The organism is Butyricimonas sp., assembly GCF_019423355.1.
Classification (GTDB): domain Bacteria; phylum Bacteroidota; class Bacteroidia; order Bacteroidales; family Marinifilaceae; genus Butyricimonas; species Butyricimonas faecihominis.
On record NZ_JAHZBP010000005.1, the window covers coordinates 222,959 to 249,873 of the forward strand.

General features: G+C 40.8%; 20 protein-coding genes. 17 read left to right on the forward strand and 3 right to left on the reverse strand.

What is annotated here, in order from left to right; all coding sequences use genetic code 11:
* Positions 1 to 72 precede the first annotated feature (72 nt).
* From rimO to QVC79_RS08955, 4 genes are all read left to right on the forward strand, one after another.
* A complete protein-coding gene (gene rimO / locus QVC79_RS08940; RefSeq protein WP_270594070.1) occupies positions 73 to 1,362 on the forward strand; it encodes a 30S ribosomal protein S12 methylthiotransferase RimO in 1,290 nt (429 codons plus the stop codon).
* Between the two features lie 157 nt (positions 1,363 to 1,519).
* Positions 1,520 to 3,703 (forward strand): sodium-translocating pyrophosphatase, encoded by a 2,184-nt coding sequence (locus QVC79_RS08945; RefSeq protein WP_087420259.1) that lies wholly within the window; start codon positions 1,520 to 1,522, stop codon positions 3,701 to 3,703.
* Between the two features lie 129 nt (positions 3,704 to 3,832).
* Positions 3,833 to 4,987 carry an AAA family ATPase gene (locus QVC79_RS08950; protein WP_270594069.1) on the forward strand — a complete coding sequence of 385 codons (1,155 nt, stop codon included), beginning with the start codon at positions 3,833 to 3,835 and terminating at the stop codon, positions 4,985 to 4,987.
* Positions 4,988 to 5,068: 81 nt separating this feature from the next.
* Positions 5,069 to 5,671 (forward strand): nitroreductase family protein, encoded by a 603-nt coding sequence (locus QVC79_RS08955; RefSeq protein WP_270594068.1) that lies wholly within the window; start codon positions 5,069 to 5,071, stop codon positions 5,669 to 5,671.
* Between the two features lie 3 nt (positions 5,672 to 5,674).
* On the opposite strand, the gene QVC79_RS08960 is transcribed toward QVC79_RS08955, so the two are convergent.
* Positions 5,675 to 6,712, reverse strand: a complete 1,038-nt coding sequence (locus QVC79_RS08960) for an endonuclease/exonuclease/phosphatase family protein (RefSeq protein WP_124316088.1) — start codon at positions 6,710 to 6,712, stop codon at positions 5,675 to 5,677.
* A 147-nt stretch (positions 6,713 to 6,859) separates the two neighbouring features.
* On the opposite strand from QVC79_RS08960, the gene QVC79_RS08965 reads away from it, so the two are divergent.
* From QVC79_RS08965 to QVC79_RS09025, 13 genes are all read left to right on the forward strand, one after another.
* The gene (locus QVC79_RS08965; protein WP_270594067.1) at positions 6,860 to 9,397 is read left to right on the forward strand and encodes a carboxypeptidase-like regulatory domain-containing protein; all 2,538 of its coding nucleotides are present in this window, start codon (positions 6,860 to 6,862) and stop codon (positions 9,395 to 9,397) included.
* Positions 9,398 to 9,448: 51 nt separating this feature from the next.
* Entirely contained in the window at positions 9,449 to 10,507 is a 1,059-nt protein-coding gene (locus QVC79_RS08970; RefSeq protein WP_270594066.1) for a sensor histidine kinase, read from the forward strand.
* Positions 10,504 to 11,562, forward strand: a complete 1,059-nt coding sequence (locus QVC79_RS08975) for a sensor histidine kinase (protein WP_270594065.1) — start codon at positions 10,504 to 10,506, stop codon at positions 11,560 to 11,562. Before QVC79_RS08970 ends, QVC79_RS08975 begins: the two co-directional genes overlap by 4 nt.
* Entirely contained in the window at positions 11,559 to 12,266 is a 708-nt protein-coding gene (locus QVC79_RS08980) for a LytR/AlgR family response regulator transcription factor (protein WP_270594063.1), read from the forward strand. Before QVC79_RS08975 ends, QVC79_RS08980 begins: the two co-directional genes overlap by 4 nt.
* A gap of 178 nt (positions 12,267 to 12,444) precedes the next feature.
* Complete coding sequence (locus QVC79_RS08985) at positions 12,445 to 13,476, forward strand: PDDEXK nuclease domain-containing protein (RefSeq protein ID WP_270594062.1); 1,032 nt, start codon at positions 12,445 to 12,447, stop codon at positions 13,474 to 13,476.
* A 691-nt stretch (positions 13,477 to 14,167) separates the two neighbouring features.
* Complete coding sequence (locus tag QVC79_RS08990) at positions 14,168 to 14,638, forward strand: hypothetical protein (protein WP_270594061.1); 471 nt, start codon at positions 14,168 to 14,170, stop codon at positions 14,636 to 14,638.
* Positions 14,639 to 14,671: 33 nt separating this feature from the next.
* Positions 14,672 to 15,163 carry a hypothetical protein gene (locus tag QVC79_RS08995; RefSeq protein ID WP_270594060.1) on the forward strand — a complete coding sequence of 164 codons (492 nt, stop codon included), beginning with the start codon at positions 14,672 to 14,674 and terminating at the stop codon, positions 15,161 to 15,163.
* Between the two features lie 109 nt (positions 15,164 to 15,272).
* Complete coding sequence (locus tag QVC79_RS09000) at positions 15,273 to 15,779, forward strand: sigma-70 family RNA polymerase sigma factor (protein WP_270594058.1); 507 nt, start codon at positions 15,273 to 15,275, stop codon at positions 15,777 to 15,779.
* A gap of 24 nt (positions 15,780 to 15,803) precedes the next feature.
* Positions 15,804 to 16,691, forward strand: a complete 888-nt coding sequence (locus QVC79_RS09005; RefSeq protein ID WP_270594057.1) for a FecR domain-containing protein — start codon at positions 15,804 to 15,806, stop codon at positions 16,689 to 16,691.
* Between the two features lie 2 nt (positions 16,692 to 16,693).
* Complete coding sequence (locus QVC79_RS09010; RefSeq protein WP_270594056.1) at positions 16,694 to 19,315, forward strand: TonB-dependent receptor; 2,622 nt, start codon at positions 16,694 to 16,696, stop codon at positions 19,313 to 19,315.
* Between the two features lie 4 nt (positions 19,316 to 19,319).
* Entirely contained in the window at positions 19,320 to 20,297 is a 978-nt protein-coding gene (locus tag QVC79_RS09015) for a DUF4249 domain-containing protein (protein WP_270594055.1), read from the forward strand.
* A gap of 53 nt (positions 20,298 to 20,350) precedes the next feature.
* Positions 20,351 to 21,295, forward strand: coding sequence for a DUF4249 domain-containing protein (locus QVC79_RS09020; RefSeq protein ID WP_270594054.1), 945 nt, complete (start codon positions 20,351 to 20,353; stop codon positions 21,293 to 21,295).
* The gene (locus QVC79_RS09025; protein ID WP_270594053.1) at positions 21,249 to 23,624 is read left to right on the forward strand and encodes a TonB-dependent receptor; all 2,376 of its coding nucleotides are present in this window, start codon (positions 21,249 to 21,251) and stop codon (positions 23,622 to 23,624) included. Before QVC79_RS09020 ends, QVC79_RS09025 begins: the two co-directional genes overlap by 47 nt.
* Positions 23,625 to 23,726: 102 nt before the next feature.
* Here QVC79_RS09025 and ftcD read toward each other — a convergent pair whose 3' ends face one another.
* Positions 23,727 to 25,427, reverse strand: coding sequence for a glutamate formimidoyltransferase (ftcD, locus tag QVC79_RS09030; RefSeq protein WP_087420247.1), 1,701 nt, complete (start codon positions 25,425 to 25,427; stop codon positions 23,727 to 23,729).
* Positions 25,428 to 25,591: 164 nt separating this feature from the next.
* Positions 25,592 to 26,845 carry an imidazolonepropionase gene (hutI, locus tag QVC79_RS09035; protein WP_124316094.1) on the reverse strand — a complete coding sequence of 418 codons (1,254 nt, stop codon included), beginning with the start codon at positions 26,843 to 26,845 and terminating at the stop codon, positions 25,592 to 25,594.
* Positions 26,846 to 26,915 lie beyond the last annotated feature (70 nt).

The window sequence follows — 26,915 nt, forward strand, 5'->3', positions numbered from 1 at the left end:
TTGAATTCCGCAGCAAAGATACGGAAAGTCGCTGAAGATTTTATTACCTTTGCGGGCAAATTAGAATATGGCATGAAGAAAGTAAATATTATCAGCTTGGGATGCTCCAAGAATTTAGTGGATACGGAGTTATTGATGAAACAACTGGAGAAGGCGGGATATGGTGTTGAAGTGGATGTTGAAAACTCGAAAGCGAAAATTGTCGTCATCAATACCTGCGGGTTTATCGGGGATGCGAAGGAAGAATCTATAAACACGATTTTGGAGCAAGTAGAGCGGAAACAGGAGGGAGAAGTTGAAAAGATATATGTCATGGGATGTTTATCTCAGCGCTATGATCAGGATTTAAAGAAGGAAATCCCGGAAGTGGATGCTTATTTCGGAAAATTCGATTGGAAAGGGATTCTCGCGGAGTTGGGTAAAAGCTATGACGAGAAACTGCGGAACGAACGCCATTTGACGACACCGAAACATTACGCTTATCTGAAAATATCCGAGGGATGTAATCGGGGATGTTCTTATTGTGCCATTCCAATTATGACGGGGGAATATAAATCACGACCATTCGAGGAAATCGTGGATGAAGCTGAACGGTTGGCCAAACAGGGCGTGAAGGAGTTGTTGGTGTTAGCACAGGATATTACCTATTACGGGATTGATAAATACGGAAAAAACAGGTTGGCTGAATTGGTGGACCGGATTGCAGATATACCGGGAGTCGAGTGGATTAAATTGCATTATGCTTACCCGGCCGGGTTCCCCATGGAACTTCTTACCGTGATGCGGGAACGGAAAAACGTATGTAAGTATTTGGATATTGCTTTGCAACATTGTAGTGATCACATGCTAAAAATGATGCGAAGAGGGGTAACGAAACAACAGACCGTAGATCTCATCAATAAAATTCGGGAAGAAGTGCCGGGGATTGCCTTGCGCACGACACTCATGGTCGGGCATCCCGGAGAGACAGAAGAGGATTACCGGGAACTGGAAGATTTTGTCAAAACGATGAAATTTGAACGTTTAGGGGTGTTCCCATATTCTCACGAGGATGACACGTATTGTGACAAGCATTATCAGGATGATGTACCCGAAGAGACGAAAAATAAACGGGCTGAAAAGTTGATGGCGTTACAAGAAGGGGTTATTGCCGCTATCAACGAATCATGCGTGGGAAAACGTTTTTTGGTTTTGATAGATCGGATAGAAGGGGATTATTTTGTCGGGCGTACGCAATATGATTCCCCGGAAGTGGATCAGGAAGTGTTCGTGACAAGTGAAAAAGCGCTGCAAATAGGGGAGTTCTATGAAGTGCTTATTACCGAATCGGGGCAATTCGAGCTTTATGCTAAGTATGAATAGCCGTTCCTCGAAAAGAAATAATCTATTTTAGTTGTAAAAAAATAAAAGATCGGGAATATTTTTTCATTTTTATTTGTACTTTTACTCATCAGGGTTCGTTTAAATCTTGACGAGTATTTTTTTGTACGACTTTTACTAACTACAAATATATAATACCATGTTAAACGATCTATTTTGGATAGTACCTGTATGTGCTATTATCGCTCTCCTTTTCGCAAGGATCTTTTTTAAAGGGATGATGAAAGAGTCGGAAGGAACCGACACGATGAAACGTATTGCCGGGCATGTACGCAAAGGAGCTATGGCTTATTTGCGTCAACAATATCGAGTAGTAGCCCTTGTTTTTCTTGTTTTATGTGCGCTTTTTGCTTGGATGGCTTACGGTCCCGGTTTACAGAATCCGTGGGTATGGTTTGCGTTCTTGACAGGAGGATTTTTTTCCGGATTAGCCGGGTATATCGGGATGAAAACAGCTACCTATGCATCGGCAAGAACGGCCAATGCTGCACGTAGGAGTTTGAATGACGGGTTGAAAGTTGCTTTCCGTTCGGGAGCGGTTATGGGACTGGTTGTTGTCGGTTTGGCTCTACTGGATATTTCTTTATGGTGGTTATTGTTAGATTATTTCGTGGAAGAGGCAACAGAGACGGAAAAGGCGATCGTGATTACGACCACGATGCTGACTTTCGGAATGGGAGCATCCACGCAGGCACTTTTCGCCAGAGTGGGTGGAGGTATTTTCACGAAGGCTGCGGATGTCGGCGCAGACTTGGTAGGTAAAGTGGAAGCCGGAATTCCGGAGGATGACCCCCGTAATCCGGCAACTATCGCGGATAACGTGGGGGATAATGTGGGGGACGTGGCCGGAATGGGGGCCGATCTTTACGAGTCTTATTGTGGTTCGATACTGGCGACGGCAGCGCTAGGAGCTGCGGCATTCCGTATGGAGCCGGATGCACAATTTAACGCGATATTGGCTCCGATGTTGATTGCTGCATTCGGGGTGATCTTATCATTGCTCGGTATATTTCTGGTAAAGACGAAAGAAGGAGCCTCTCAGCAACAATTATTGCGGGCCCTTGATCGGGGAATTAATGTGAGTTCCTTGTTAATCGTGGGAGCCAGTTTCTTGGTGATTCATTTGCTCGGTTTGAGTTATTGGATATGCGGATCAGTGATCGTGGGGTTGGTAACGGGTATTATTATCGGAAAAGCGACAGAATATTACACTTCTCATGCTTATAAGCCAACGCAAGATATTGCCAAGAGTTCGGAAACGGGTCCCGCAACCGTGATTATCAAGGGAATTGGAACCGGAATGATTTCAACGGCCATCCCGGTACTTACGATTGTTGCAGGTATTATACTCTCATTCCTGTTTGCGGCAGAATTTAGTTTTGCCAATATGTCCATGGGATTGTATGGTGTGGGTATCGCTGCAGTGGGAATGCTTTCCACGTTAGGTATAACCTTGGCCACGGATGCTTACGGACCGATTGCCGATAATGCTGGGGGTAACGCTGAAATGAGTCAGTTGGGAGAGGAAGTTCGTCATCGTACGGATGCGCTGGATGCACTGGGTAACACGACGGCTGCCACGGGTAAAGGATTTGCTATCGGATCAGCTGCATTGACCGGGTTGGCATTGATTGCCTCTTATATAGAGGAAATTAAGATCGGTTTGTTACGGATGGGCGAGGAAGTGTTGAAAATTGGAGATAACGTGGTACGGACGGCTGATGCCACGTTGACGGATTTCATGAATTACTATGATGTTACTTTGATGAATCCGAAGGTGTTGTCTGGAATCTTCATCGGTTCGATGATGGCTTTCGTGTTCTGTGGTTTAACCATGAATGCGGTAGGGCGTGCTGCCCAGAAAATGGTGAATGAAGTCCGTCGGCAATTCCGGGAAATCAAAGGAATTATGACTGGCGAAGGAGAACCGGATTACGCTAAATGTGTAGAGATTTCCACGAAAGGGGCTCAACATGAAATGGTTTTCCCGTCTTTGCTGGCGATCATTATTCCGGTTGTTATGGGATTGATCTTTGGCGTTTCGGGTGTGATCGGGTTGTTGGCCGGAGGATTGGGTACCGGGTTCGTGCTGGCTATTTTCATGGCAAATTCAGGTGGAGCTTGGGATAATGCTAAAAAGTATATTGAAGAAGGTAACCTTGGTGGTAAAGGTTCTGATAATCATAAAGCAACGGTTATCGGCGACACCGTGGGTGATCCGTTTAAGGATACTTCCGGACCGAGTTTGAATATTCTGATTAAATTGATGAGCATGGTGGCTATCGTGATGGCCGGGGTGACTTGTGCGTTTAGTCTTTTATAATATTTTATACTACCCCCTCCAACTCCCCCTGTGCAAGGGAGTTGGAGGGGGTAGCTATTTCGTTATTCTCATTATTCAATTTGCATAATTGAAAACAAATAATTAATTTTACCTGAAATAAAAATGTATATGGCAAAAGAGATTAATCCTTTTATTGTTACAGGTAAGATTGCCCCAGAGTATTTTTGCGATCGGGTACAGGAATCGGCTCGACTTATCAAATCCTTGACGAATGGTAATAACATGGTAATCATTTCACCTCGTCGTATGGGGAAGACTGGGTTAATTCGATTCTGTTATGAAAAACCGGAAATTAAAGGACACTATTACACTTTCTTTATTGATATTCTCCATACATCGAGTTTAAGGGAATTTACTTATATTCTTGGGAAGGAAATATTTGAAACTTTAGCACCTAATAGCAAGAAGATGGTTAGACTTTTCATGCAAACACTAAAGTCTATCAGTGGAAAGTTCGGTTTTGATCCTCTAACTAATTTACCTACATTTAACCTTGAATTAGGTGACATTGAACGCCCGGAATATACCCTAGAGGAGATATTCAAATATCTCATGTCTGCAGATAAACCCTGTATTGTTGCCATTGACGAATTTCAACAGATTGGCAAATATCCCGAAAAGAATATTGAGGCATTGCTAAGAACTCATATCCAAAAAATCGAGAATAGTCATTTCATTTTTGCCGGCAGCGAACGTAGTATGATGCAGGCCATGTTTCTCTCTTCGGCTCGTCCGTTTTATCGTAGCTCGGATGTTATGGAGTTGGATGCTATTGATAAAGATATTTACGTGGCATTTATCTCGGAACATTTTGAACGTCGGGATCGCCGAGTCAGTACAGAAAATGTAGGGAAAGTCTATGACTTATTTAGAGGACATACATTCTATATTCAAAAGACATTCAATGAGTCGTTTGCGGATACCCCCATGGGGGGCGAGTGTACACTGGATATTATTCGCAATGCAATCCATTCGATGATCGATTATAATGACACGATATTTCGCGAAATTTTGTCTAATATTCCAGAGAAACAAAAAGAATTGTTGTATGCGATAGCCAAAGAAGGTGAGGCTGTACAAATCCTTTCAGCTAGTTTTATTAAGCGACATAGTTTAGCCTCGGCTAGTTCCGTTCAAACTGCAACAAAAAAGCTATTGGAAAAAGACATTATTACAGAAGTAAACAAAGTCTATTCTGTTACAGATAAACTTTTCGCCATGTGGATAAATAGGTTGTACGGAGAGAATAAAGTATTATTGTGATGTTTTTTAATTTGATTTATTCTAAATAATCTAACCTTTTCAGAAAAAATGCGTATATTGTAGAAAATAAATCATTGAGATATGGAAAGAAAATTTAAAGAAGCTTTGGCACATAGGAGAAGTTATTATGCTCTCTCGAATAAATCACTTGTTTCTAACGAAGAGATAGAGGAAATCGTAAAATTTGCCGTTAAAAATATACCGTCAGCATTTAATTCTCAATCAACGAGAGTGGTGCTTTTATTAGGTGATCAACATACGAAACTGTGGAATATCGTAAAAGATACGTTGCGGGAAATAGTTTCCGCAGAGGCTTTCAAATCGACTGAAAACAAAATTGATAAATCCTTTGCATCCGGTTACGGTACGGTGCTTTTCTTTGAAGAGCGGATGATCGTGGAAGGCCTGCAAAAATCATTTCCGACTTATCAGGATAGATTCCCGGTATGGTCACAGCACACTTCGGCAATGCACCAACTGGCGGTGTGGACCATGTTGGAAGATGCCGGGTTCGGAGCTTCATTACAGCATTATAATCCATTGATTGATGAAGCGGTAGCTAAGGAATGGCAACTACCGGAAACTTGGGAATTAATCGCCCAGATGCCTTTCGGTGCGCCTTTACAAGACCCCGGGGCTAAAGAGTTTAACCCGATAGAGGAAAGAGTGCGTATTTTTAAATAACCACTATTTCATCCGGAAATTAACCCACACGGCTTTGTGATCTGTTGGCCATACACCTAGGGGTTTGATGAAAACATCTTGTCCGGATTCAGTCACACGTTGACTCTTGCGAATACTGGTCTTGGGGCCGAGAATCGCTGCATCTTTTAGATGTAGTCCTTTACGAGGATAATAGAAGATGTAATCAATACGATCGCGCTCATCGGCATCGGGAGTCCAAGTGATCTTACTTGGAGGCAAAGCGAGATTATCCGACGGGTAAGTATAGCCGGGATGTGTAACGGGATTGGGGTATTTTTCACGATAAGAATCTTTAAAGCCAGCTTCATGGAGTAGGGTGGTTACCGGCCAAGGAACCACAACTCCATGATGGTCGGCACTATCTTTAGTCGTTTCAATCCAATCGAGGTGAGAAGGCTCGTTAAAATCACCCCCTAAAAAGATCCAATTTCCTTCTTCAATTTCTTTTTGAGCATCTTTGATAAAAGCACGGATGGCATCATCGCGTAATGAAAGGTTGTTACGCTCCAAAATAGTCGGAACATCAGTCAAAGGTGCATCCATTTTGTGCCAATTGTTACCGTCATAACCCCGTACTTCATAATACGTGTCATTCAGATAGTCTAAATGAGCGGTATAAACAGCACAAACTTGTTTTCCCACGGTAGTTTTCATTTTATAAATAGTTCCGTGATCATCTTGAATCGGGAATATCGTACTACTGTCTGTTATAGGATGTTTACTAAGCAATCCTGAATCATAACTATAAAAAGAATAATACGTTTTACCCCTTTCTTTCAAGGCATTCACGATACGGTCACAAAAGCGGGTATCCCGGTAATTCCGGACTTCACTCAGCATGATAAAATCGGGTTCCAAACGGGCTATTTCATCAGCAATAGCGTCAAAACCGCCCGGAATCATAGAGCCTTCCTGCCAGATGTTAAACTGTAACATACTAAGGTTTTGGGATGAAGAACAGCTTGACAATAAAGTGATTATTCCCATGATGCACCCTAGAAATATTATTCTCTTTTTCATTTCATTATAACTTAAACCGATCATTATGGTACAAAAGTAGTAAAATTCTCCGTATGCTTTTGTTTCGTATACAAAATCGGGTGTTTTGTCTCTTTTCTTTAAATCACTTCCACATGGAGCCTATTTTTGTCTCGTAATCAAAAAGTATTGGATATGAATAAGACGGAAATAATAACAGAAGTATCACGAATGACAAGTGTAAGTGTGGCAGACTGCGAGAAGGTTTTAGATGCCTTTGAAGAAGTTTTAGGGGGAGAACTGAACCGTAAAGGATGGAAAAACGGAATTTTTGACGTGATTTTCAAAATCATGAGCAAGATTAAAAGCAAGAAAAGAGTCATCGGCATATATTTTTTCCTTTTCATGTTATCCGTGAATGTATGGGGACAGAAAGAGGGTAGAGTTTTAACTCAGAGTGTACGGGGACGGGTGATTGATGCGGCATCGGGTTATCCGGTGGCTTACGTTTCCGTGTATCTCATGGGAAAAACGGAGATCGGTGGAGTAACGGATTCCCTAGGCCGTTTTGTCATCAAGAATGTCCCGATCGGGCGACACGATATACAGGTTTCTTTCGTGGGATACGAACCAACTATTTTCCGGGAGATACTGGTAACTTCCTCGAAAGAAGTCTATTTGACCATTCCATTGAAAGAAAGCATCAAAGAACTGGATGAAGTGATGGTCCGACCTCAATTGAATAAAGAGCAACCATTAAACAAGATGGTCACCACGGGAGCCCGGATGCTCAGCGTGGAAGAGGCAAGTCGATATGCCGGGGGAATGGATGATCCGGCCCGCTTGGTAAGTTCCTTTGCCGGGATTTCTCCCAGTATGTCAACGAATGGGATATCCATTCACGGAAATGCCCCGCATTTATTGCAATGGAAACTGGAAGACGTGGAGATCCCGAATCCCAATCACTTCGCGGATTTGTCCATTCTTGGTGGGGGAATTTTATCCGGGTTAAGTAGTCTCGTACTGGGTAATTCGGATTTCTTTACCGGAGCTTTTCCCGCAGAGTACGATAATGCCGTGTCGGGAGTCTTTGATATGAAATTACGTAACGGGAATAACCAAAAGATCGAGAACACGTTTCAGATCGGCTTATTAGGGATTGATTTTGCCTCGGAGGGGCCTTTGACTCGGAAACACAATTCTTCTTACATTTTCAATTATCGTTATTCCACCACGGGATTGCTGGGAGACATCGGGGCTGTTGATATTGACGGGACTTTGGATTATCAGGATTTGAATTTCAAATTGAGTCTGCCGACACGTAAAGCGGGTGTCTTCTCGATTTGGGGAACAGCCTTGATAGACAAGTCAAAAGGAGATTTTGAGGAAAACACGGATAAGTGGGAATCGATTGGTGATATGATGAAATCCAGTACCAAACAATACATGGGAGCCGGTGGTATCAGTCACCGCTATTTCTTTAACAACGAGACACAACTGAAAACGACGTTAGCGGTTACCTACTTCAAACACGAGGGGACGATGACAAGTTATGACTGGAATTTGAATTCGGCACCTTTTCTTGATTTAAACCGGAGTAACACAAACTTGATATTCACCACTGCTATTACCCGGAAATTCAGTGCCAAGTTCACGAATAAAACAGGGATAACTTACACGAAGATGTATTACGATATGGACATGAATCTGGCCCCCCATCAAATGCATCCCATGGAATTAATCTCCCAAGGTAAGGGAAACACGGATTTAATATCCGGTTACACGAGTTCATCCATTGGCATAAGCGAACAGGTCACTTTAAACGTGGGAGTTAACGCACAAGTCCTGACACTGAATAATAGCTGGGCACTGGAACCCCGGGCCGGGATTAAATGGCAATTTTCACCAAAGAGTTCTTTTGCCCTCGCTTACGGGGTACATAGCCGGATGGAAAAAATGGACGTTTATTTCGTGAAAACACAAGGTACGGGTGATCGTTCCGTGAATAAAGACTTGGGATTCACTAGGGCGCATCACGTGATGTTATCGTATGGTTTCAAAATATCGGATAACATGAATATGAAAATAGAACCTTATTTCCAACAATTATATGATGTACCCGTTATTGCCGATAGTTCTTATTCCGTGCTGAATAGACGAGATTTTTACGTGGAGAACGCTCTGGTCAACCGGGGAAAAGGACGTAATATCGGGGTAGACATCACGCTGGAACGCTATTTAAACAAGGGACTTTATTATATGGTGACGGCATCCATTTTTGATTCAAAATATTATGGGGGAGACCGGAAATGGCGTAACACGTTGTATAATCGGAATTTTATTGTCAACGTGTTGGGTGGCAAGGAATGGATGGTCGGGCGTGACAGGCAAAATATGTTCAGTGTGAACTTTAAAATAACCTTGCAAGGGGGAGATCGCTATGCCCCCGTGGATGAAGTAGCCACGTTACTCGATCCGGACCGGGAAGTGCAATATGATGAAACAAAGGCTTTTTCCAAACAATTCTCACCGATGTTTATCACGAATTTCTCCGTGGGGTATAAAATCAACCGGAAGAAGGTGTCTCACGAATTTTCGATCAAGTCCTTGAATACGACGGGATGCGAAGAATATTACGGGCATGAGTATAATTTTAAGACCGATAAGATAAAACCCATCCGTGGAGCCACCTCTTTGCCGAATGTCAGTTATAAATTAGAATTTTAATCCGATTTAGGAATAAGATTGTAACTTTGTAACCATCAAATAAAACCTCGAATGTTTAAAATCAACACGGAAGGACAGGCTTTCCTATATAATCTCCTAGTAAATTCGAAATTCCGGATCTGGCGGCATATTCTGTTTATCGTGTCACTTGCTGCCATTTCTTTTAACCAAACCTATGTTATCTTTCAACCGGAAATTCCGGCACTTGGAGTAAGGCTCTACTGGATTGCCTTGGGGAATTTGGCCTCCTACTTGGCCGTGGCCTATTTGAATATCTACGTGTTGGTACCCCGGTATCTCATGCAGAAGAGATACCTAACGTATACAGTCATGATATTTGGTACCGTGCTGGTGCTTTTATGGATACAGACAATCATTGAAGATACGGCACGAATTTGGTTGGGACAGCGTGCGGGAAACATCTTGGAACCGGTATTCATCTTAAATTATATCTCCTCTTTTGCCACTGTAACTTTGTGTATGCTGGGAGGCTCGATCACGATCGTGTTAAAACATTGGATGACAGAAAATAACCGGGTAAACCAACTGGAAAGAATTCATGTGCAGTCGGAAGTGGAGCAATTGAAAGCCCAAGTCAATCCTCTGTTACTTTTTAATGTACTTAATCGTACTGCAGTTTTGGCAAAAAGTGAACCGAAGGAGGCATCCGGGATGTTATTGGAGTTAAGCCAGATTCTGAGATACCAGCTCTATGATTGTAGCCGGAAAGCGGTGTTATTAAAGGCTGAAATAGATTTTTTGACAAACTATCTCGCTTTGGAACAGGTGTATTCCCATCGTTTTCAATACATGGTTTCAGCCGAAGGGGAGGTGCATCGGATATTTGTTCCTCCCTTGTTGTTCCTTCCTTTCGTGCAACAAGCCGTGATTCAGATATACAGTCAGCCTGTATTTGGCTCGATTGATCTAAATTTTCATGTGAATGGGAATGAGATTCAATTTGTTTGCTCTTTTGATAATGGGAATTTACTGCATCCGGATGACTTTTCGAAAATCAGGCAGAGATTGGAATTGTTATATGGGAACGATTATACCTTATCTGTTGCTAAAAGGACAATTATGTTGAAACTTAAAATACAGAAACCATGAGTAATTTGATTGATAATCACGTTCCGGATTTCCTGTTATCTCCACGTTTTAAGTTCGTGAGACATTTTCTGTTGCTATTAACTCTTGCCTGTATCACAATTAGTATATTTGCCAATCAATCAGGAGAGTTAGTGTTGACTTGGGAACGTTTTTACGGGTGGGTATTTTATTTTTTGCTCACCAGTGTGATCATTTATTTTAATCTATATGTGTTAGCCCCTCGTTTTTTAATAAAGGGCCGCTTGTTGAAGTATTTGGTATCTATGTTATTGCTGACATCATTTTCGCTTGTATGTATCGCAATTTTACAAATAAGCGTTCAAGAGGTCAGTGCGAATTACGAGGATGGAAATCCATATATCATATTAAACATGATCACGTCAATTATTTCGTTTGGGTTACTAATATTCGGAACGTCGGCTTTGCTACTATTTAAATACTGGATCGGTTACAGCCAACGAATAGACGAACTGGCCTCTTCGACATTACAATCCGAATTGAAATTTCTTAAGAAACAAATTAACCCGCATTTTCTGTTCAATATGCTGAATAATGCTAACGTGCTGATCAAGAAAAATCCAGAAGAAGCCTCCCGGGTGCTTTTCAAGCTTGAAGATATGTTGCGTTACCAAATTAACGACAGCGCGAAAGAACAGGTGTTATTGAGTTCTGAGATCCATTTCTTGAATGACTTTCTGAATCTGGAGAAGGTTCGACGGGATAAATTCGAGTATGTCATTTCTAAAGAAGGAGATATTAGTGAGGTATGGTTGCCACCATTATTGTTTATTCCTTTCGTGGAGAATGCCGTGAAACATAACGTGGATAGCGAGAATTCATCGTATGTCTATCTCGGTTTCAAGGTCTGGGATAAACAACTGGAATTTCAATGTATAAATTCTAAGCCTAAAATTGCTTTACAGAAAAATGAAGTGGGAGGATTAGGACTAAAGAATATAAAGCGCAGGTTGGAATTACTGTTTCCGGAACGTTACACATTGGAGATAGAAGAAAGTGAAATAAGTTATACCGTATATTTACATTTGATATTATGAATTGTATTATTGTTGATGATGAGCCGTTAGCCCGTGAGGCGATAGAAATACTAGTAAAAGATACCAGTCAACTAAATCTGACGGGTATGTTTAATAATGCTATCGGAGCGTCAAAGTTCATGGAAGAGAATCCAGTAGACTTGATCTTTTTGGATATTCAGATGTCGGGAATCACGGGTATCGAGTTCGCTCACAATATATCCAAGAGAACGTTGGTCATTTTCACCACGGCTTACACAGAATATGCTTTGGATAGTTACGAGGTCGACGCTATCGACTATTTAATCAAACCGGTTGACCCGGAACGCTTTCACAAGGCAGTTAACAAGGCAATTGCTTACCATTCTTTATTATTAAAAGAAGAGAAAGAAAATATCGAGGCAGGTAACACGGAATACTTCTTCGTAAAGTCTGAAAGACGCTATTTTAAAATAAATTACAAGGATATTCTATTCATCGAGGGACTGAAAGATTATGTGATCATCCAATTGGATGAACAACGGGTGATTACCCGAATGAATCTAAAGAATATATTTGAGTTATTACCCAAGCATGATTTCTTACGAGTCAATAAGTCCTATATCGTAAATACCAAACATATAGATTCATTTGACAACAACGATATTTTCATTAAAACACATGAAATAGCTATTGGAAACACCTATCGGGATGCCTTTTTCGAGGCGTTTATGAGGATGGGGTAGTTTTGCTATACTTTCATTGAAATATTAATGTAAACCCAACTTGTGATACATTGAATGTCGATTATCGCCAAATTTAATGTATATTTGTTGCAATATGCGGAGCAATATGAAAATTGAACAATCGGTCGTGTGGTAGTGGAATTGGAATAACTATTGGCAAATATTGAGGAGGATTAAAATGGAAAAAGATATAATAATAGCACAAAGTGATGGTAAAGAATACGGTGTACTTGTTGACCGTATTATAGATTTGTGGGATGATGCAAAAATCAAAGCTATAACAGCCGTAAATACAACTCTTCTTGAGGCCAACTGGAAAACAGGGCAATATATTGTAGAATTTGAACAAAAAGGACAAATTCGGGCAGAATATGGCAAACAATTGTTAGTCAACCTCTCAAAAGACTTAACCTTGGCTTGTGGAAAAGGTTTTAGTCGCTCCAACCTAAACTATATGCGCAAACTATATGTGGCTTTCCCAATTTGTGAGACATTGTCTCACAAATTGTCATGGAGTCACTATTTTGAATTATTGAAATGTGATGATCCTCTTGAAATGCAGTTTTATTTCAACCAAGCCATTAAAGAAGGATGGAAAGTACGTGAATTGAAACGACAGATTAAAAGTGCTCTGTTCCAACGTTTGGCTCTAAGTACCGACAAAGCTGGCGTTTTAGCTTTAGCCAATAAGGGACATCAAGTACTGACTCCACAAGATATAATCCACGATCCATATGTATTGGAATTTATCGGTTTACCCATAAAAAAGCGTTATAAAGAGTGTGATTTAGAAACTGCACTTAAAGCCAATATGGAACAATTTTTGTTGGAATTAGGGCGTGGATTTGCATTTATTGGGCGGCAATATATAATGCAGATTGGTAGTCGGCGTTTCAAGGTTGATTTAGTATTTTACCATTGTATCCTAAAATGTTATGTTTTAATTGATCTCAAACGGGCAGAGATAAAGCATAGTGATATTGGACAGATGAATTTATATCTCAACTATTTTAAAACCGAAATATGTCAACCGGATGATAATCCGCCTATTGGTATTGTACTTGGTGCAAAAAAGGACGAGTTACTCATGGAATATGCATTACAGGATAATGCCAATCAACTCTTTGCTGCCAAATATCAGTTTTATCTTCCTAAACGAGAAGAATTACAAGCACAATTAGATAGATTACTTGAAATGGAGGATATATAACGGCATTGGTAATAATTTGTATGTCGGCAAATTTATCATATACCAACGAAAGAAGATGGAGTGTAAGAGTGTTTGTTAGTTGAAACTTGACTTTTATAGAAAAAATGTCGGAACTGGAGAAGGATATTTGTTCTTTTTGACTCTTAATAGTAAAAGGCAATAAGAATTTTTCGAAAGACTAATTGAAAGTTACATGCGAGAAAAGTGTTTCACTATTAAAAATAAATAGAATAAGATGAAGAAAGTTCCTAGGTATTATACTGATTTGCGTGTTCCTCGGAGCCTGCGAAAAAAAAGAGGATGATAGGCTTGGTTTGGCATTTCCTGTAGGCAATGACAGATTCTGTTTCAATAGGGGATACATTAGAATATATGTTTTATATTGTTCCAAAATTTGTTAAAATAAAGAGAGAATATTGTACAACAGATTTTCGTGGATTATCCGAATGAATCTAAAGAATATATTTGAGTTATTACCCAAGCATGATTTCTTACGAGTCAATAAGTCCTATATGGGGTAGAGTGAATCAATACTTGAAAAGGATTCCTAGAGTGTAAGAATTACATTTTAGGAATTTTTATTTGAAAAAAAGATGGGAAATAGAGTAAGGGTATTTACTGTTTTTGACTCTTAATAATAAAGGCGATAAAAAGTTTCCAATATAGTATTGAGTAATTAAAATAGAAGGAAATGAAGAAAATGAATTTAATATTTAGAATTGTATTATTATTTGTATTGGGTTCTTGTTCAAAGAATGATCCATATCCGAAATATGAAACAACATTTAGTTTTGAGGAACGGGAGAAAAATGTAATTATTAATAATAGCACACATTACGTGTATTTAAAAGGAAAAGTCTCACTTTTATATTCCAATATGCATAATCAAAAATTAACGATTATTCCGGAATTAACCACGGCTACCAAAGAACAATATCATATAGCTGATAGTTTGGTTTTGCTTTTTCATAAAAATTACGATCGTGATAGTATTAAGATTGATATATTCTCTGAACAGATAAAAAGAATGATAACAATTGCTTTTACTGTGGAAAATCTAGTTGTGGATAAAGATTATTCATTATACATAGATACAACTATAATAAACTTAATACCCAGTAAAATAAGTTGCCACGACGAGGGCAATCTAATGATAAACTAAGAGATTCATGAATTAATTTAAAATCAAAAATCTATGAAAAAAGTATTGTTTTTACTATTGAATAAATATTTATTTACTATTATTATCAGCTTTATATTTATTATTTCCTGTGACAAAAAAGAGGAACCGATAATCTATGAATTATTTGGTCAACAAATAGACACGTTAATTATAGGGGAATCTTTTACGCCTACATTTTTCATCACTTTACCTCCTGCTACTGTGTCTTTTTATTTGGAAGGGCCGTTAAAGGATTTCAAGGGAATAGCTGGACAATTTTATTCTGATAACATTTCTGATAGCCTTTATATTCGTGATGATATGTTGTTTATCCACAAAATTTCGACCTTTGAAAAGAATGAGTATAATAAAAAATATTGGAAGATTCCTTCCTTCACATGGATACCCTCAGTACCACTGGTGGAGGGGAATCGAATGTATTGTTTTATAGTTCAAGGTATTTGGGAGAAAGAAGGGATTCCTCGTATAACAATTCGAAACTACGTTTACATGAAAGAAAATTAAAGTGATTGTATAGAACATTATAAAATAGGAATATTCTTTTAAAATATTCCTATTTTGCATTTATTTGGTTATTTTTGATGCCAATTTGCACCATGTAAAATAAAAAATCATGTTCGTCAATTCTCACACGTTAGAAAAATACTTCCGATGGATGTACCGACCGTTATGCCTGTATGCCTTAAATATAACCGAATCATACGAGGATTCGGAGGATATTGTACAACAGATCTTCGTGGAATTGTTGGAAAAGGCGGTTGCAGGAAGTTTGGAAGTGGGAGACATGAAGGGATATTTATACACGGTGGTGCGGAATCGGGCGGTGAAATATGCGAAAAAGAATCAGGAAAAAGTTTCCGTGGAAAGTGCAATGTACTTGACAGACGAGAATGCCTTATCCATATCGGTAGAGGAGGAGGCTTTAGTTTGGGATTGGATAGACGCTTTACCTACTGAACGACGGAATATATTTTTGATGGCAAAACAGCAAGGCATGAAATACAAGGAGATTGCCATACAACTGGATATTTCGGTTAAAACTGTTGAAGGGCAAATGGGAAAAGCATTGAAGGCTTTGAGAGATAAAGCAATAAAAATCTATTTGTTCTTCTTCGGATAAAATAATCTCGTAAACATAGGGAGTATGAAAAATGAATTACTAGCAAAATATATTCTTGGTGAGGCGAACACGAAAGAAGGGCAAAGAGTGGAAGAATGGTTGGGGGAAAGTGAAGATCACCAACGAGAATTTCGACAACTCAAGCGCCGTATAGAATTAGGTTCTAAGCGTTACAAATATGGAGTTTTTGCCCCCCGACAGGCAATACAAAAAGTGAAATTCCCTGCGAAGAAGCACTACTTGCGAATTTTGCCAGTGGCTGCCTCTATCATTGTTTTAATATTCGGTGTATTATGGTTTTGGAATAAATCGTCACTTCAGGAAACGGTTTTACTCTCCCGGACTGGGGAAACAAAAGTATTTTATTTACCGGATAGTTCCCGTGTAATGCTAAGCGGAGATAGTCGTTTGGCTTATAATGCTCAATTCGGAAAGACAAATCGAGAACTTTTCCTACGAGGAGAGGCATTTTTCCAAGTAAAACGGGACACGAGCAAACCTTTTATCGTGGAAACATCTTTAATTCAGGTAGAAGTATTGGGTACTTCCTTTCAAGTGATTGCTCAAAAACTTCAAGCTGAAGTAGCCGTGGAAAAAGGACGAGTGAAAGTTACCACCCAAGATAAAAAACAAGAAAGTATCCTTGAAACCGGAATGTCCGTTAAGTATGGGAAAAAGGATAGGAAATTAATGATCTCCACGAAAGAAGATAAAGGGGAACAACAAATCCTTAAATTTGATAACGCCCCCTTATCTGAAGTCATCGAAACGCTGAATGAATACTACGATAGTCACGTAACACTACCCGCAGACTACGCAACTCTCCGGATAACCGTTGTTTTTAAAGAAGTTTCATTGGAGGAAGCGATCGAGATTATTAACAGGACTTTGGATATTCAATTGACGATTTAAGTATGCGTGCCGGGCTTATACTTATCTTGTTGATCTTTTGCATCCTAAGAGGAAATGCTCAGGAAGTCTTTTCATTTACATTTCGTGAAACTCCCGTGGAAGAGGTGTTGAAAAAAATCGAGCAACAGACGGGATATATATTTTCATATTCACCTTCTATTTTACAACCATTAGCTCAAAAGACAATATCTATAAAACAGGCTAATCTAGAACAGGTTTTAAACCTTTTGTTCAAATCATCAAACATCTCTTGGGAGAAATTGGGAAGATATATCATTTTGAAACCGGGGAAACGCTTTTTCTCTGTCTATGGAAGAATATATGACAAAGAATCCCGGGAAAGACTGATAGGAGCCTCTGTTTATGATTCCCGGTTGCACGTGGGTGCGGCAACCAATAATTACGGGTTCTACACGTTAATCGTACCGGAAGGAGAAGTTTGTTTAAACTACTCTTATGTGGGTTATCAAAGTACCTCATGCCAATTTTATTTGAAATCGGATACCGTGATTCACGTCGAATTACAACCCATGTTGAACTTGGACGAAATTGTTGTAGTTCAACCCAATATCCCCGGATGGGTAAAGAATTCGCAACCGGGACAACTGGAATTTCCGATCTTGACTGCAACCGTGATTCCCAAACTATTGGGAGAGAGCGATCTACTGAAAGCGGTTCAGTTATTTCCCGGTGTGCGGGTTGGCATGGAAGGAATAGCGGGAATACTGGTCCGAGGGGGTAATCGGGATGAAAATCAATTTCTGATAGATGATATTCCGTTGTATAACGCGAATCATTTATTGGGATTTTTCTCGGTATTCAATTCTGATGCCGTAAAAAACGTAAATTTCTACAAATCAAGTTTCCCGGCTCGTTACGGGGGTCATCTTTCTTCCATTATGGATATACGTTTGAAGGAAGGTAATCTACAAGAATATCATGGTAGTTTTTCTATTGGTCTTTTATCCAGTAAATTTAATATTGAAGGCCCCATGGAAAGAAATCGTAGCTCGTTTAATATCACGGCTAGAAGAACTTACTTGGATTTAATTGGGACTCCTATTTATGCGGCAATAAATAACACGAATGATTATAAAGAAAAGATAGGGTATAATTTCACGGATATAAATATCAAGCTGACCCGCGTGTTCTCGCAACGGAATGCCTTGTCTTTCATTCTATTCTATGGGAATGACTATTTGAAATATAAAAAGGATGAGAAAAACTCCTATTTTGAACCGGACCGTAAGCGAGATTATATGCGTGGAACGTGGGGAAATTGGGGTGTCGGGTTGCGATGGGATAAAATGATCTCCACGGGATTGTACGCGAATACGGTGCTTTCTTATAATCAATATCGGGCTTTTATGAATAAAAGATACCGACATGAAAATTCATCGGGTGACACCATCCGGTTAAAAAAGATCCGTTTCAAATCCGGTCAAGAGGAGTGGAGGCTGAAAAGTGATCTTACTTGGGTCATGAATCATTGGAACCGTTTGTATTTCGGGGGACATTACATTTATCATGTTTTCACACCGGAAAAACGAATCACTCTTAATAAAGTAATGGAGGAAGAAACGTCTTCCCGAAAACGGGTAAACTATAAAGAATATGCCCATGAAGTAGCCCTTTACATGGAAGATGAAATGACGATAAAAGAGAAATGGATCGTGCATCCCGGAATTCGGGGTATATTATTTCATGTCGGGAGTACAAATTATTTTTCACTGGAACCTCGATTTTCCATGCAATATAATTGGACGGATCGTTGGAAAACCAAAGTTTCCTACACGCTGATGTCCCAATATATTCATCAGTTGGGAAGTAGCACGATGAATATGCCTACGGATCTGTGGGTGCCGGTTAGTGATGATGTGAAACCCATGAAATCACATCAATGCGTGTTAGGTGTTTATTATCATCCTTGTGCGCGATGGCATTTTTCTCTTGAAGGATTTTATAAAACCCAGAATCATTTGCTAGACGATTACAACGGGGTTGATATCACCCCGGAATATGCGGATTGGAAAGAAAACGTTCATTCCGGAAAAGGACGTTCCTATGGATTGGAGTGGATGGGGCAAAAAACAGGGGGAAGGACAAACGGGTGGATAAATTATACTCTTTCTCGTGCTTATCGCTGGTTTCCGGATGGTTCAATCAATCAAGGCCGACGTTTTCCGGCGAAATATGATAGCCGTCACATTCTGAATCTGGTTTTACTGCATAAATTCAGCAACTTTTTTGATATAAGTGCCACGTGGACATTCAATAACGGTTTTTATACGACGCAACCATTGGAAAGATATGATACGCCGACTTACCTACCGGGAGAGAAAGGAGAGGAAAAGAAGGATATTATATTTCATATTGAAAAACGTAACAACATGAAAACACCCGATTATCATCGTTTGGATTTGGGATTCAATTTCCATCGTCGTCGGAAACATGGAATTTCCACTTGGAGTATTAACCTATATAATGCTTATTGTAGGTTGAACACGATAGAATTAAGTCCCGATTATGATTCTAAATATGGTGATCGGGAAGAGCGACAGTATTTTAGTAATGATTGGCTTTTCCCGATCATTCCCTCTTTTTCCTACACGTTTACTTTTTGAGATGATGAGAATAGTGATTTTTATATGGATTGGCTTGTTTTATTGCGGGTGTAATAATTCAGAAGAATATGATTTTCGAGGAAAGGTACCCGAAAGTCGCTTGGTGCTTTATGCTTATGCAGAAACGGATTCTTTGCTATATGCTGAAATTTCGAAATCAAGAACATACACGGACAACACGGAAATGGATTCAACGTGGAATGTGAGAGGGCAGGTGTACATGAACGATCAGTATATGGGTAAATTAAAACCCGCAGGTCATAACCGCTATTCATCAGACGTTCGTCCTAAAGCGGGAGATGAAATCACGATAAAAGTTGCCTGCTCTGGATTAGAGGAGGCAACCGGTTCTACCATGGTATGCAATTCGTTTCCGGAAATCCAATTAGATACTTTCAGTAAAATGAATGTCCTGCAATTACGTATTCATATAAAAGATGGGGGAGAAACGGAGAATTATTATAGGCTGGTAGTTGAAAATGAAAGGTTTCATCATGGAATCCGTTGGAAAGAGGGACAGGTAAAAATAGATTCTTCCACGACTTATTCATATGACGTGGATCTTTCCGAGGATGAGCTATTATCACACGAAATGATTACAACGATTTTTGGAAAAGAGATAAATGTCAACCCGTATCAGGTATTTACGAATGAAAGTTTCCGGGGGAAGGAACGAATTATTCATGCAAGCGTAAGTCATCCCTATGCATACGAGAGGGAAACATGGGTGATCACGGGTGACGGAGACACGATCCGGTACGTGGAAAAGGAATCCTATTGCTTGCGGGTGAAAGTACTCCGGATTGACAAACCTTTATTTGATTACCTGTACACCTTGGGGATTTTTGAACAACAATCGACCATGTATAAAGAACCCGTTAAAGTGTATTCCAACGTACAAGGCGGGCTTGGCGTGGTGGGAAGTTGTTTCACTCGTGAAGTGATCATGGATTTTCGGGCAAAATCTAAGAATTTAGAATAGGGGTTTTCCGGTTTATTGACTCTTAAGAGTAGAAAACTCAAAAGAATCAATACATGAAAAAAGAAGTTGTCGGAATATTCCTCGTATTATTGGTATGGGAATTATTATTAAATGGATGTGAGCAAAAATTACACATTGATTTAAACGCCCAATCTCCCGTTCCGGTTGTAAATAGTATTTTAATGGCTGGTGACGATTCTGTTCGCGTGCGGGTCACTTGGACAAAAAACGTCTATGAACAGGGTGATTTTCCCGTAGAGGCAAATGCTTTGGTAAAATTGTACAAAAACGATCATTTCGTGGGTGAATGTCGGTACCGGAAAGAGGGATGGTATGTCATTACTCATCACGTGGAGGCTACCGGAGTTTATCGGGTAGAAGTAGACATTCCGGGCAAACCGCTTGTGTGGGGGGAAACCAGAGTTCCGGCCCCCTTGCTGAATGCAAGCATAGAATGCGACAGCCTGCAGGAACGGATTATCAATCGGTGGACTGATCGGGAAGAGGAAAAAAACTACTATTGGCTGTCATCCACCCATTCCTCACAGAATGGGGTGCCGGACACCTTGCACATGGAACTTCAGTCGTATCTTCAAACGAATAGCACGCTACCCGATGCCTTTAACCGCAGTTTTGACTTTGATGAAGAAATCCCGGCAGAATACGATTATTATTTAAGGGTAGAGGATAGCGGTTTGTCCGGGAAGGAGATAGGGTTAAGTTACAAGGGACGGCGTTCGGGGTATTATTACTGGGAACCGGACACGGGATGCTATAAAAGTACCCGTTTCATATTAAGCCTTGATGAAAATTACGATCGTTATTTGAAATCGTCGATTGTGAACGATGATTATCTATCGGCAATGGATTCTGACCCCCTGTTTTATGCTCCTTTGTGGACTTATTCTAACATACACGGGGGAACCGGGCTGGTGGCCTCTTATTCAAAATATGAAGATTTATTCATTCAAGTATTCAGGAAACGGGAGGAATGGTAAGATGAAACATATTTTATTCATATTCAGCATTCAGATTTGGATTGTATTTACTTCTTTCGCGCAAAACGTGACGTTGAGCGGGTATATTGAGAACAAGGCAACAGGAGAACGACTGGTAAATGCCACGATCGTTGAAACGAAAAGCGGGCGGGGAACAAGTTGTAACCGATATGGTTTCTTTTCACTCTCTTTACCTCATGGAGAAAACCATTTATCGGTAAGTCACGTGGGATTTACCCGTGTAGAATCTACTATTAACTTGAAAACGGACACATTGATTGTCATGTCGTTAGTTCCGGGAAATTGCTTGGAAGAAGTGTTGATTGTAGAGAAAAAGAATGCTTTTTCATCTGCAGTGGGAAAACATACCTTGTCTTTAGATTGGGTGAAACGAATGCCCGCGGTTCTGGGGGAGGCTGACGTGTTAAAATCCCTTCATTTCCTTCCCGGTGTGAATCCCGGTCAGGAAGGGTTAACCGGTTTTAGCGTGAGGGGTGGTAGTCCCGACAACACTCAATTTTTACTGGATGGCCTTCCCGTGTATAATGTGAATCACGCTTACGGGTATTTTTCTGCTTTTAATGGAGATGCCCTGCAAGATGTTACGCTTTACACGGGTGATCTTCCCGCTCATTACGGGGGTAGCTTGTCCTCCGTGCTGGAAGTGACCATGCGGGAAGGGAATCGTAAAAAATATTCGGGAGACATTCATGTTAGCCCGGTGGCCGGCTCCGTAGTTGTGGAAGGGCCATTGAAAAAAGATAATGCCTCGTTCCTCATATCGGGAAGAAGAACTTGGTTGGACGGTTTACTATGGACAGGACAGAAGATTGCCGGAAGTGATTTCTCGACAGGTTATAATTTTTATGATTTAAATGCTAAAGTAAATTGGGAAATCAACCCGTATAATCGGTTGTATATAAGTATGTACAATAGCCGGGATTCTCGTTTCGCAACATGGAAAGCAAAGGATTCCAAACATTCCGATTGTTTCCGGTTTTACTGGGGAAATCTAAGTGTTTCGGGACGTTGGAACCATCTCTTCAGCCCGACCTTTTTCTCTAATATCACCTTGTATTATAGTCAATTCAATAATAGTCAAATCATGACGGTATATAACGAGAGTGTCTCTCAACGAGAGCAATCGAAGACAAATTCCCGGTTACGGGATTGGACTTTGAAAACCGACTCGGAGATTGCTATCGGGGAGAAGCACCGCATCCGATTCGGAACGGTTTGCTCTATTAAATATTATGCCCCGGAAATGTCATATATCGGTAGTGTAAACTTGAATGAAAACGTGAGAGACACGACCACCGGTAATGTGTATTCGCTGGAAACTTATCTGGAAGATCATTGGCAACTGAATGATCATTGGAGCGTGGACGCCGGAGTTCGTTTTAGTTTACTGGCGGTGCCTCACGCCCGTTATTATTCCTTGCAACCTCGTCTCTCTATTTCGTACCGGATAGGAGAAAGCGTGTTATTCAAGACCTCATGGGCAAGGATGCTGCAAGCACAGCACCTGTTGACGAGTAATTCGATGGGCATGAATACCGATTTGTGGGTTCCTGTTACCCGGCGAGTAGCTCCCGCATCTTCGGATTTGTTTTCGATAGGTTGTTTCTACGCCTCTGCAAATACTTGGAATTTCTCGATAGAGGGATATTTCCACCGGATGGATCACGTGGTGCGTTACCAAGACGGCATTCTTTTTCTTAAAACAAAGGACAGGAGCTGGCAGGATTATGTTGATATGGGCAAAGGGCGAGCTTATGGACTGGAGGTTATGGCAAAGAAAACGACCGGAGTCTTAACGGGGTGGGTATCTTATTCGTGGTCAAAATTGGAACGTCGTTTTGATCATGTAAATAACGGGGAATGGTTCCCGTTTGAATACGACCGTCGGCATAAGTTGAACGTGACGACCAATTACACGCTCCCGATCAAGGAAAGATGTAAGTTTAACAAATCATTTTCAATTAATTTTACGCTTGCGACCGGGAATTACATCTCGATAGGGAAACAATTCTATCACGCGGCCCCGATGCCTGAAAGTTTTCAAACAGATGCAGACAACACGCAATACCGGGAATATATTGAGCGTCCGAATAACTTTCGAATGCCAGCTTATCATCATCTGGATATATCATACGCTTTGGATAATCGAAAAGGAAAGGGAAGTTCATGGGTATTTGGCATTTATAATTTGTATGCCCGTAAGAATCCTTCTATCATATACCATAAACAAACGAAAGAAGGGGTGACTACCCGGAGTTGGAGTTTACTTCCATTTGTGCCGTCCGTGACGTGGAGTTACCATTTTTAAACTACCCCCACCAGCTCCCCCTTACACAGGGGGAGAGCTGATTACCAAGCGTTTTTCACTTCTGTGTAAGGAGAACTGGTGAGGTTGTTTATGAATAAATCTTTAGATTTTTGAATTCACGATATTCAAAATATCCGTTTCCATTTGTTTGGCCATTTCAACCACTTTTTCACCTCTGGAAATAATATCGTTAGCATATTCTTTATCATCCAATCCGGCTGCATTGATCTTCACGTTCAAGAAAGCGCCGATTACTCCGGAACGAGCGGCCAAAGCACCAACTCCGGCATCAGTTACAGAATTTGGGTTACCGATCTCTGCCATGGCTTTCACCACTTCCATACATTCGTAGCAAAGCATCATCGTTTTGAACGGTACTTCGGTAGCAAACTTGGTTGCATCTTGAATTGCTTGGTGACGTGCAGCTTTTTCTTCGTCTGTTTTCTTCGGTAATCCGAAGGCATCCATGATACGATTGAAAGCGTTAGTATCCTCGTCAACCATTTTGATTAATTCAACTTGATAAGCTTTTCCTCTTTCAGCCCAGTTACTGAATTCTTCCCAACGCTCATCCCAACCGCGTTTGTGAGAAGACAAGTTGGCAACCATCGTGGCCAGTGAAGAAGCAAGAGCTCCCATGTATGCTGAAATGGAACCACCACCGGGAGCCGGAGATTCTGATGCTGTTTCATCAGCAAATTCATGAAGATTCATATCGATCAAGAATTTCTTTCCTTGATTCATCTCATCTTCCAGAATATACTCGATGATTTTCTTTCTGGGTTCGAACGGATACAATTCATCCAAGCCTAAAGATTTCACGGCAATCTTGATCAATTCTTTATCCGATACCCCGGTAGAGCGTTGTTGTTTACGCAAGAAATAACGTCCGGCGTCCAACATGGCTTTTAATGGAATTACACCTACTAACTCGGAACCGGTTACACGAATACCGCGATCCTGTGCTTTACGGCATACTTCGTCGAAAGCCTCATGTACGGAAGTCACGGAAATATCCGTCAAGTTCATGGAGATCTGAGCAATTCCATACTCTTCGATAAACCAACCGATAGCCTTCACAGACTTCAAGGTTCCCGGAATCATCACGTTTTTACCTTTCTCGTCTTTCACGATCTTACCGGTAATAGGATTTCCTTCTCTCTTAGCTCTTCCTCTTTCACGTACGTCAAAAGCGATCGCATTGGCACGACGGGTAGAGGTGGTATTTAAGTTCACGTTGTAAGCCACCAAGAAGTTTCGGGCTCCAACAGCCGTAGCTCCGGTTTTAGCCGTCCACTCGTTCAACTCACGGGGACCGAAATCGGGATGCCATTGTTCACTGCTTAAACGCTCTCCAAGAGCCTCATATTCTCCGGCACGGCAAGTAGCCAAATTTCTTCTTTCCGGGGTGAAGGCTGCACTCTCGTAGCAATATACCGGGATGTTCAATTCTTCACCGATACGTTTTGCCAAAGCACGTGCGTATTCCACGGTTTCTTCCATCGTGATGTTTGATACCGGAACCAAAGGACAAACGTCTGTAGCTCCGAAACGGGGATGCGCTCCCTTGTGTTTTTTCATATCGATCAACTCGGATGCTTTTTTAACGGCACGGAAAGCGGCTTCGCATACTTCTTCCGGAGTACCTACCATGGTAACAACCGTACGGTTCGTTGCTTTTCCCGGATCCACGTCAATAAGACTAACTCCTTCAACAGCCTTGATTTCTGCTGTAATCTGATCTATAATGTGCATATCGTTCCCTTCACTGAAATTCGGAACGCATTCGATTAATTTTTTCATATATATTAATTTTATAATTTGACAAAAAATAAATTTAGTATCGATTTTCTAATCACTCAATCATAAAATCGTAAATCATCAATCAATAAATCTTCTAAGGATATCTTATCCGGTACGCTTTCCGGATCCATACTTTTTTGTAATGTGAATAGGGCATAGCTTCCTTAAATTTGTTCTCCGTTTAAGAATACCGCTTCAACTAAATCCGTCCCGTAAGCGTATGGAAGATACTCTATTCCAGTAATCGGAGTCGTGATATAGAAATTCGCTTTTTTACCCACGGCGATACTACCCAGCTCTTCTTCTACACCCATAGCGTATGCTGAGTTGATGGTCGTTGCGTTAATCACCTCTTCCGGCAGCATTTTATAATTCACGCACCCGAGAGACATCACGAACTTCATGTTTCCGGAAGGAGAGGAGCCGGGATTAAAATCCGAAGCCAAAGCAACAGGAAGTCCGGCATTAATCATTTTACGAACCGGAGAGTAAGGCATATTCAAAAAGAATGCAGCTCCCGGTAACACGGTTGGCATGGTTTCACTACCCTTTAATGCAGCGATTTCTTCATCCCCGACATATTCAAGATGATCCACGGATAAGGCATTATATTTTACCCCGACTTGAATACCACCCGAATAATCCAGTTCGTTAGCATGTATCTTCGCACGCAATCCGTATTTCATTCCGGCATTTAACATCCTGTCCGTGTCTTCCACCGTGAAGAATCCTTTATCGCAGAACACGTCGATATAATCAGCCAAATCCTCGGCAGCAACAGCCGGAATCATTTCATTAATGATTAAATCCACGTATTCCGTCTGCCGTCCCTTGTATTCCACCGGAACAGCGTGAGCACCCAAGAAGGTGGACTTTATGGTTAAAGGTGTTTCCTCGCTCAGTCTTTTAATCACACGCAACATTTTGAGTTCACTCGCCGTGTCCAAACCGTAACCACTCTTGATTTCCACGGCTCCGGTTCCAAGAGAGGCGATCTCTTGCAAACGGGCATAAGCTGAATCAAATAACTCTTCCTCCGATGCCTTCCGGATACGTTCGGCTGAATTCAAAATGCCACCACCTCTTTGGGCAATCTCCTCGTATGATAAACCTTTGATTTTATCAATATATTCTATTTCCCGGCTCCCGGCATAAACGATATGCGTGTGGGAATCACAGTAGGCGGGGAGAACCAAACGTCCTTTGGCATCTATTTCCTTCACCGTGTCCGTGCCCTCGTAAATCGTATCTTGATTCAATTCACTCATTTTACCGAAAGCCTCTATTTTATCCTCGTTAATCAGAAGGTAGGCATCGTCAATGATACCCAGTTTTGCCATGTCGGCACCCGCAACCCATTTACGTGGTTCTTCCTCAACCTGAACAAGTTGCTTTATATTTATAATTAATGTTTTCATTCTTCTCGTGTTTAAGTTCATTTGGGAACGAATGTATTAAAATCCTTGAAAATCCACAAGGAAAGCGTTC

Coding starts and splice junctions, on each gene's coding strand:
- QVC79_RS08955 (WP_270594068.1), top strand. CDS start 5,069: ATGGAAAGAAAATTTAAAGAAGCTTTGGCACATAGGAGAAGTTATTAT.
- QVC79_RS09000 (WP_270594058.1), top strand. CDS start 15,273: ATGTTCGTCAATTCTCACACGTTAGAAAAATACTTCCGATGGATGTAC.
- QVC79_RS08985 (WP_270594062.1), top strand. CDS start 12,445: ATGGAAAAAGATATAATAATAGCACAAAGTGATGGTAAAGAATACGGT.
- QVC79_RS09020 (WP_270594054.1), top strand. CDS start 20,351: ATGAAAAAAGAAGTTGTCGGAATATTCCTCGTATTATTGGTATGGGAA.
- QVC79_RS09005 (WP_270594057.1), top strand. CDS start 15,804: ATGAAAAATGAATTACTAGCAAAATATATTCTTGGTGAGGCGAACACG.
- QVC79_RS08950 (WP_270594069.1), top strand. CDS start 3,833: ATGGCAAAAGAGATTAATCCTTTTATTGTTACAGGTAAGATTGCCCCA.
- QVC79_RS08980 (WP_270594063.1), top strand. CDS start 11,559: ATGAATTGTATTATTGTTGATGATGAGCCGTTAGCCCGTGAGGCGATA.
- QVC79_RS08960 (WP_124316088.1), bottom strand. CDS start 6,712: ATGAAAAAGAGAATAATATTTCTAGGGTGCATCATGGGAATAATCACT.
- QVC79_RS08975 (WP_270594065.1), top strand. CDS start 10,504: ATGAGTAATTTGATTGATAATCACGTTCCGGATTTCCTGTTATCTCCA.
- hutI (WP_124316094.1), bottom strand. CDS start 26,845: ATGAAAACATTAATTATAAATATAAAGCAACTTGTTCAGGTTGAGGAA.
- QVC79_RS08995 (WP_270594060.1), top strand. CDS start 14,672: ATGAAAAAAGTATTGTTTTTACTATTGAATAAATATTTATTTACTATT.
- QVC79_RS08990 (WP_270594061.1), top strand. CDS start 14,168: ATGAAGAAAATGAATTTAATATTTAGAATTGTATTATTATTTGTATTG.
- ftcD (WP_087420247.1), bottom strand. CDS start 25,427: ATGAAAAAATTAATCGAATGCGTTCCGAATTTCAGTGAAGGGAACGAT.
- QVC79_RS08970 (WP_270594066.1), top strand. CDS start 9,449: ATGTTTAAAATCAACACGGAAGGACAGGCTTTCCTATATAATCTCCTA.
- QVC79_RS09015 (WP_270594055.1), top strand. CDS start 19,320: ATGAGAATAGTGATTTTTATATGGATTGGCTTGTTTTATTGCGGGTGT.
- QVC79_RS08945 (WP_087420259.1), top strand. CDS start 1,520: ATGTTAAACGATCTATTTTGGATAGTACCTGTATGTGCTATTATCGCT.
- QVC79_RS09010 (WP_270594056.1), top strand. CDS start 16,694: ATGCGTGCCGGGCTTATACTTATCTTGTTGATCTTTTGCATCCTAAGA.
- rimO (WP_270594070.1), top strand. CDS start 73: ATGAAGAAAGTAAATATTATCAGCTTGGGATGCTCCAAGAATTTAGTG.
- QVC79_RS09025 (WP_270594053.1), top strand. CDS start 21,249: ATGAAGATTTATTCATTCAAGTATTCAGGAAACGGGAGGAATGGTAAG.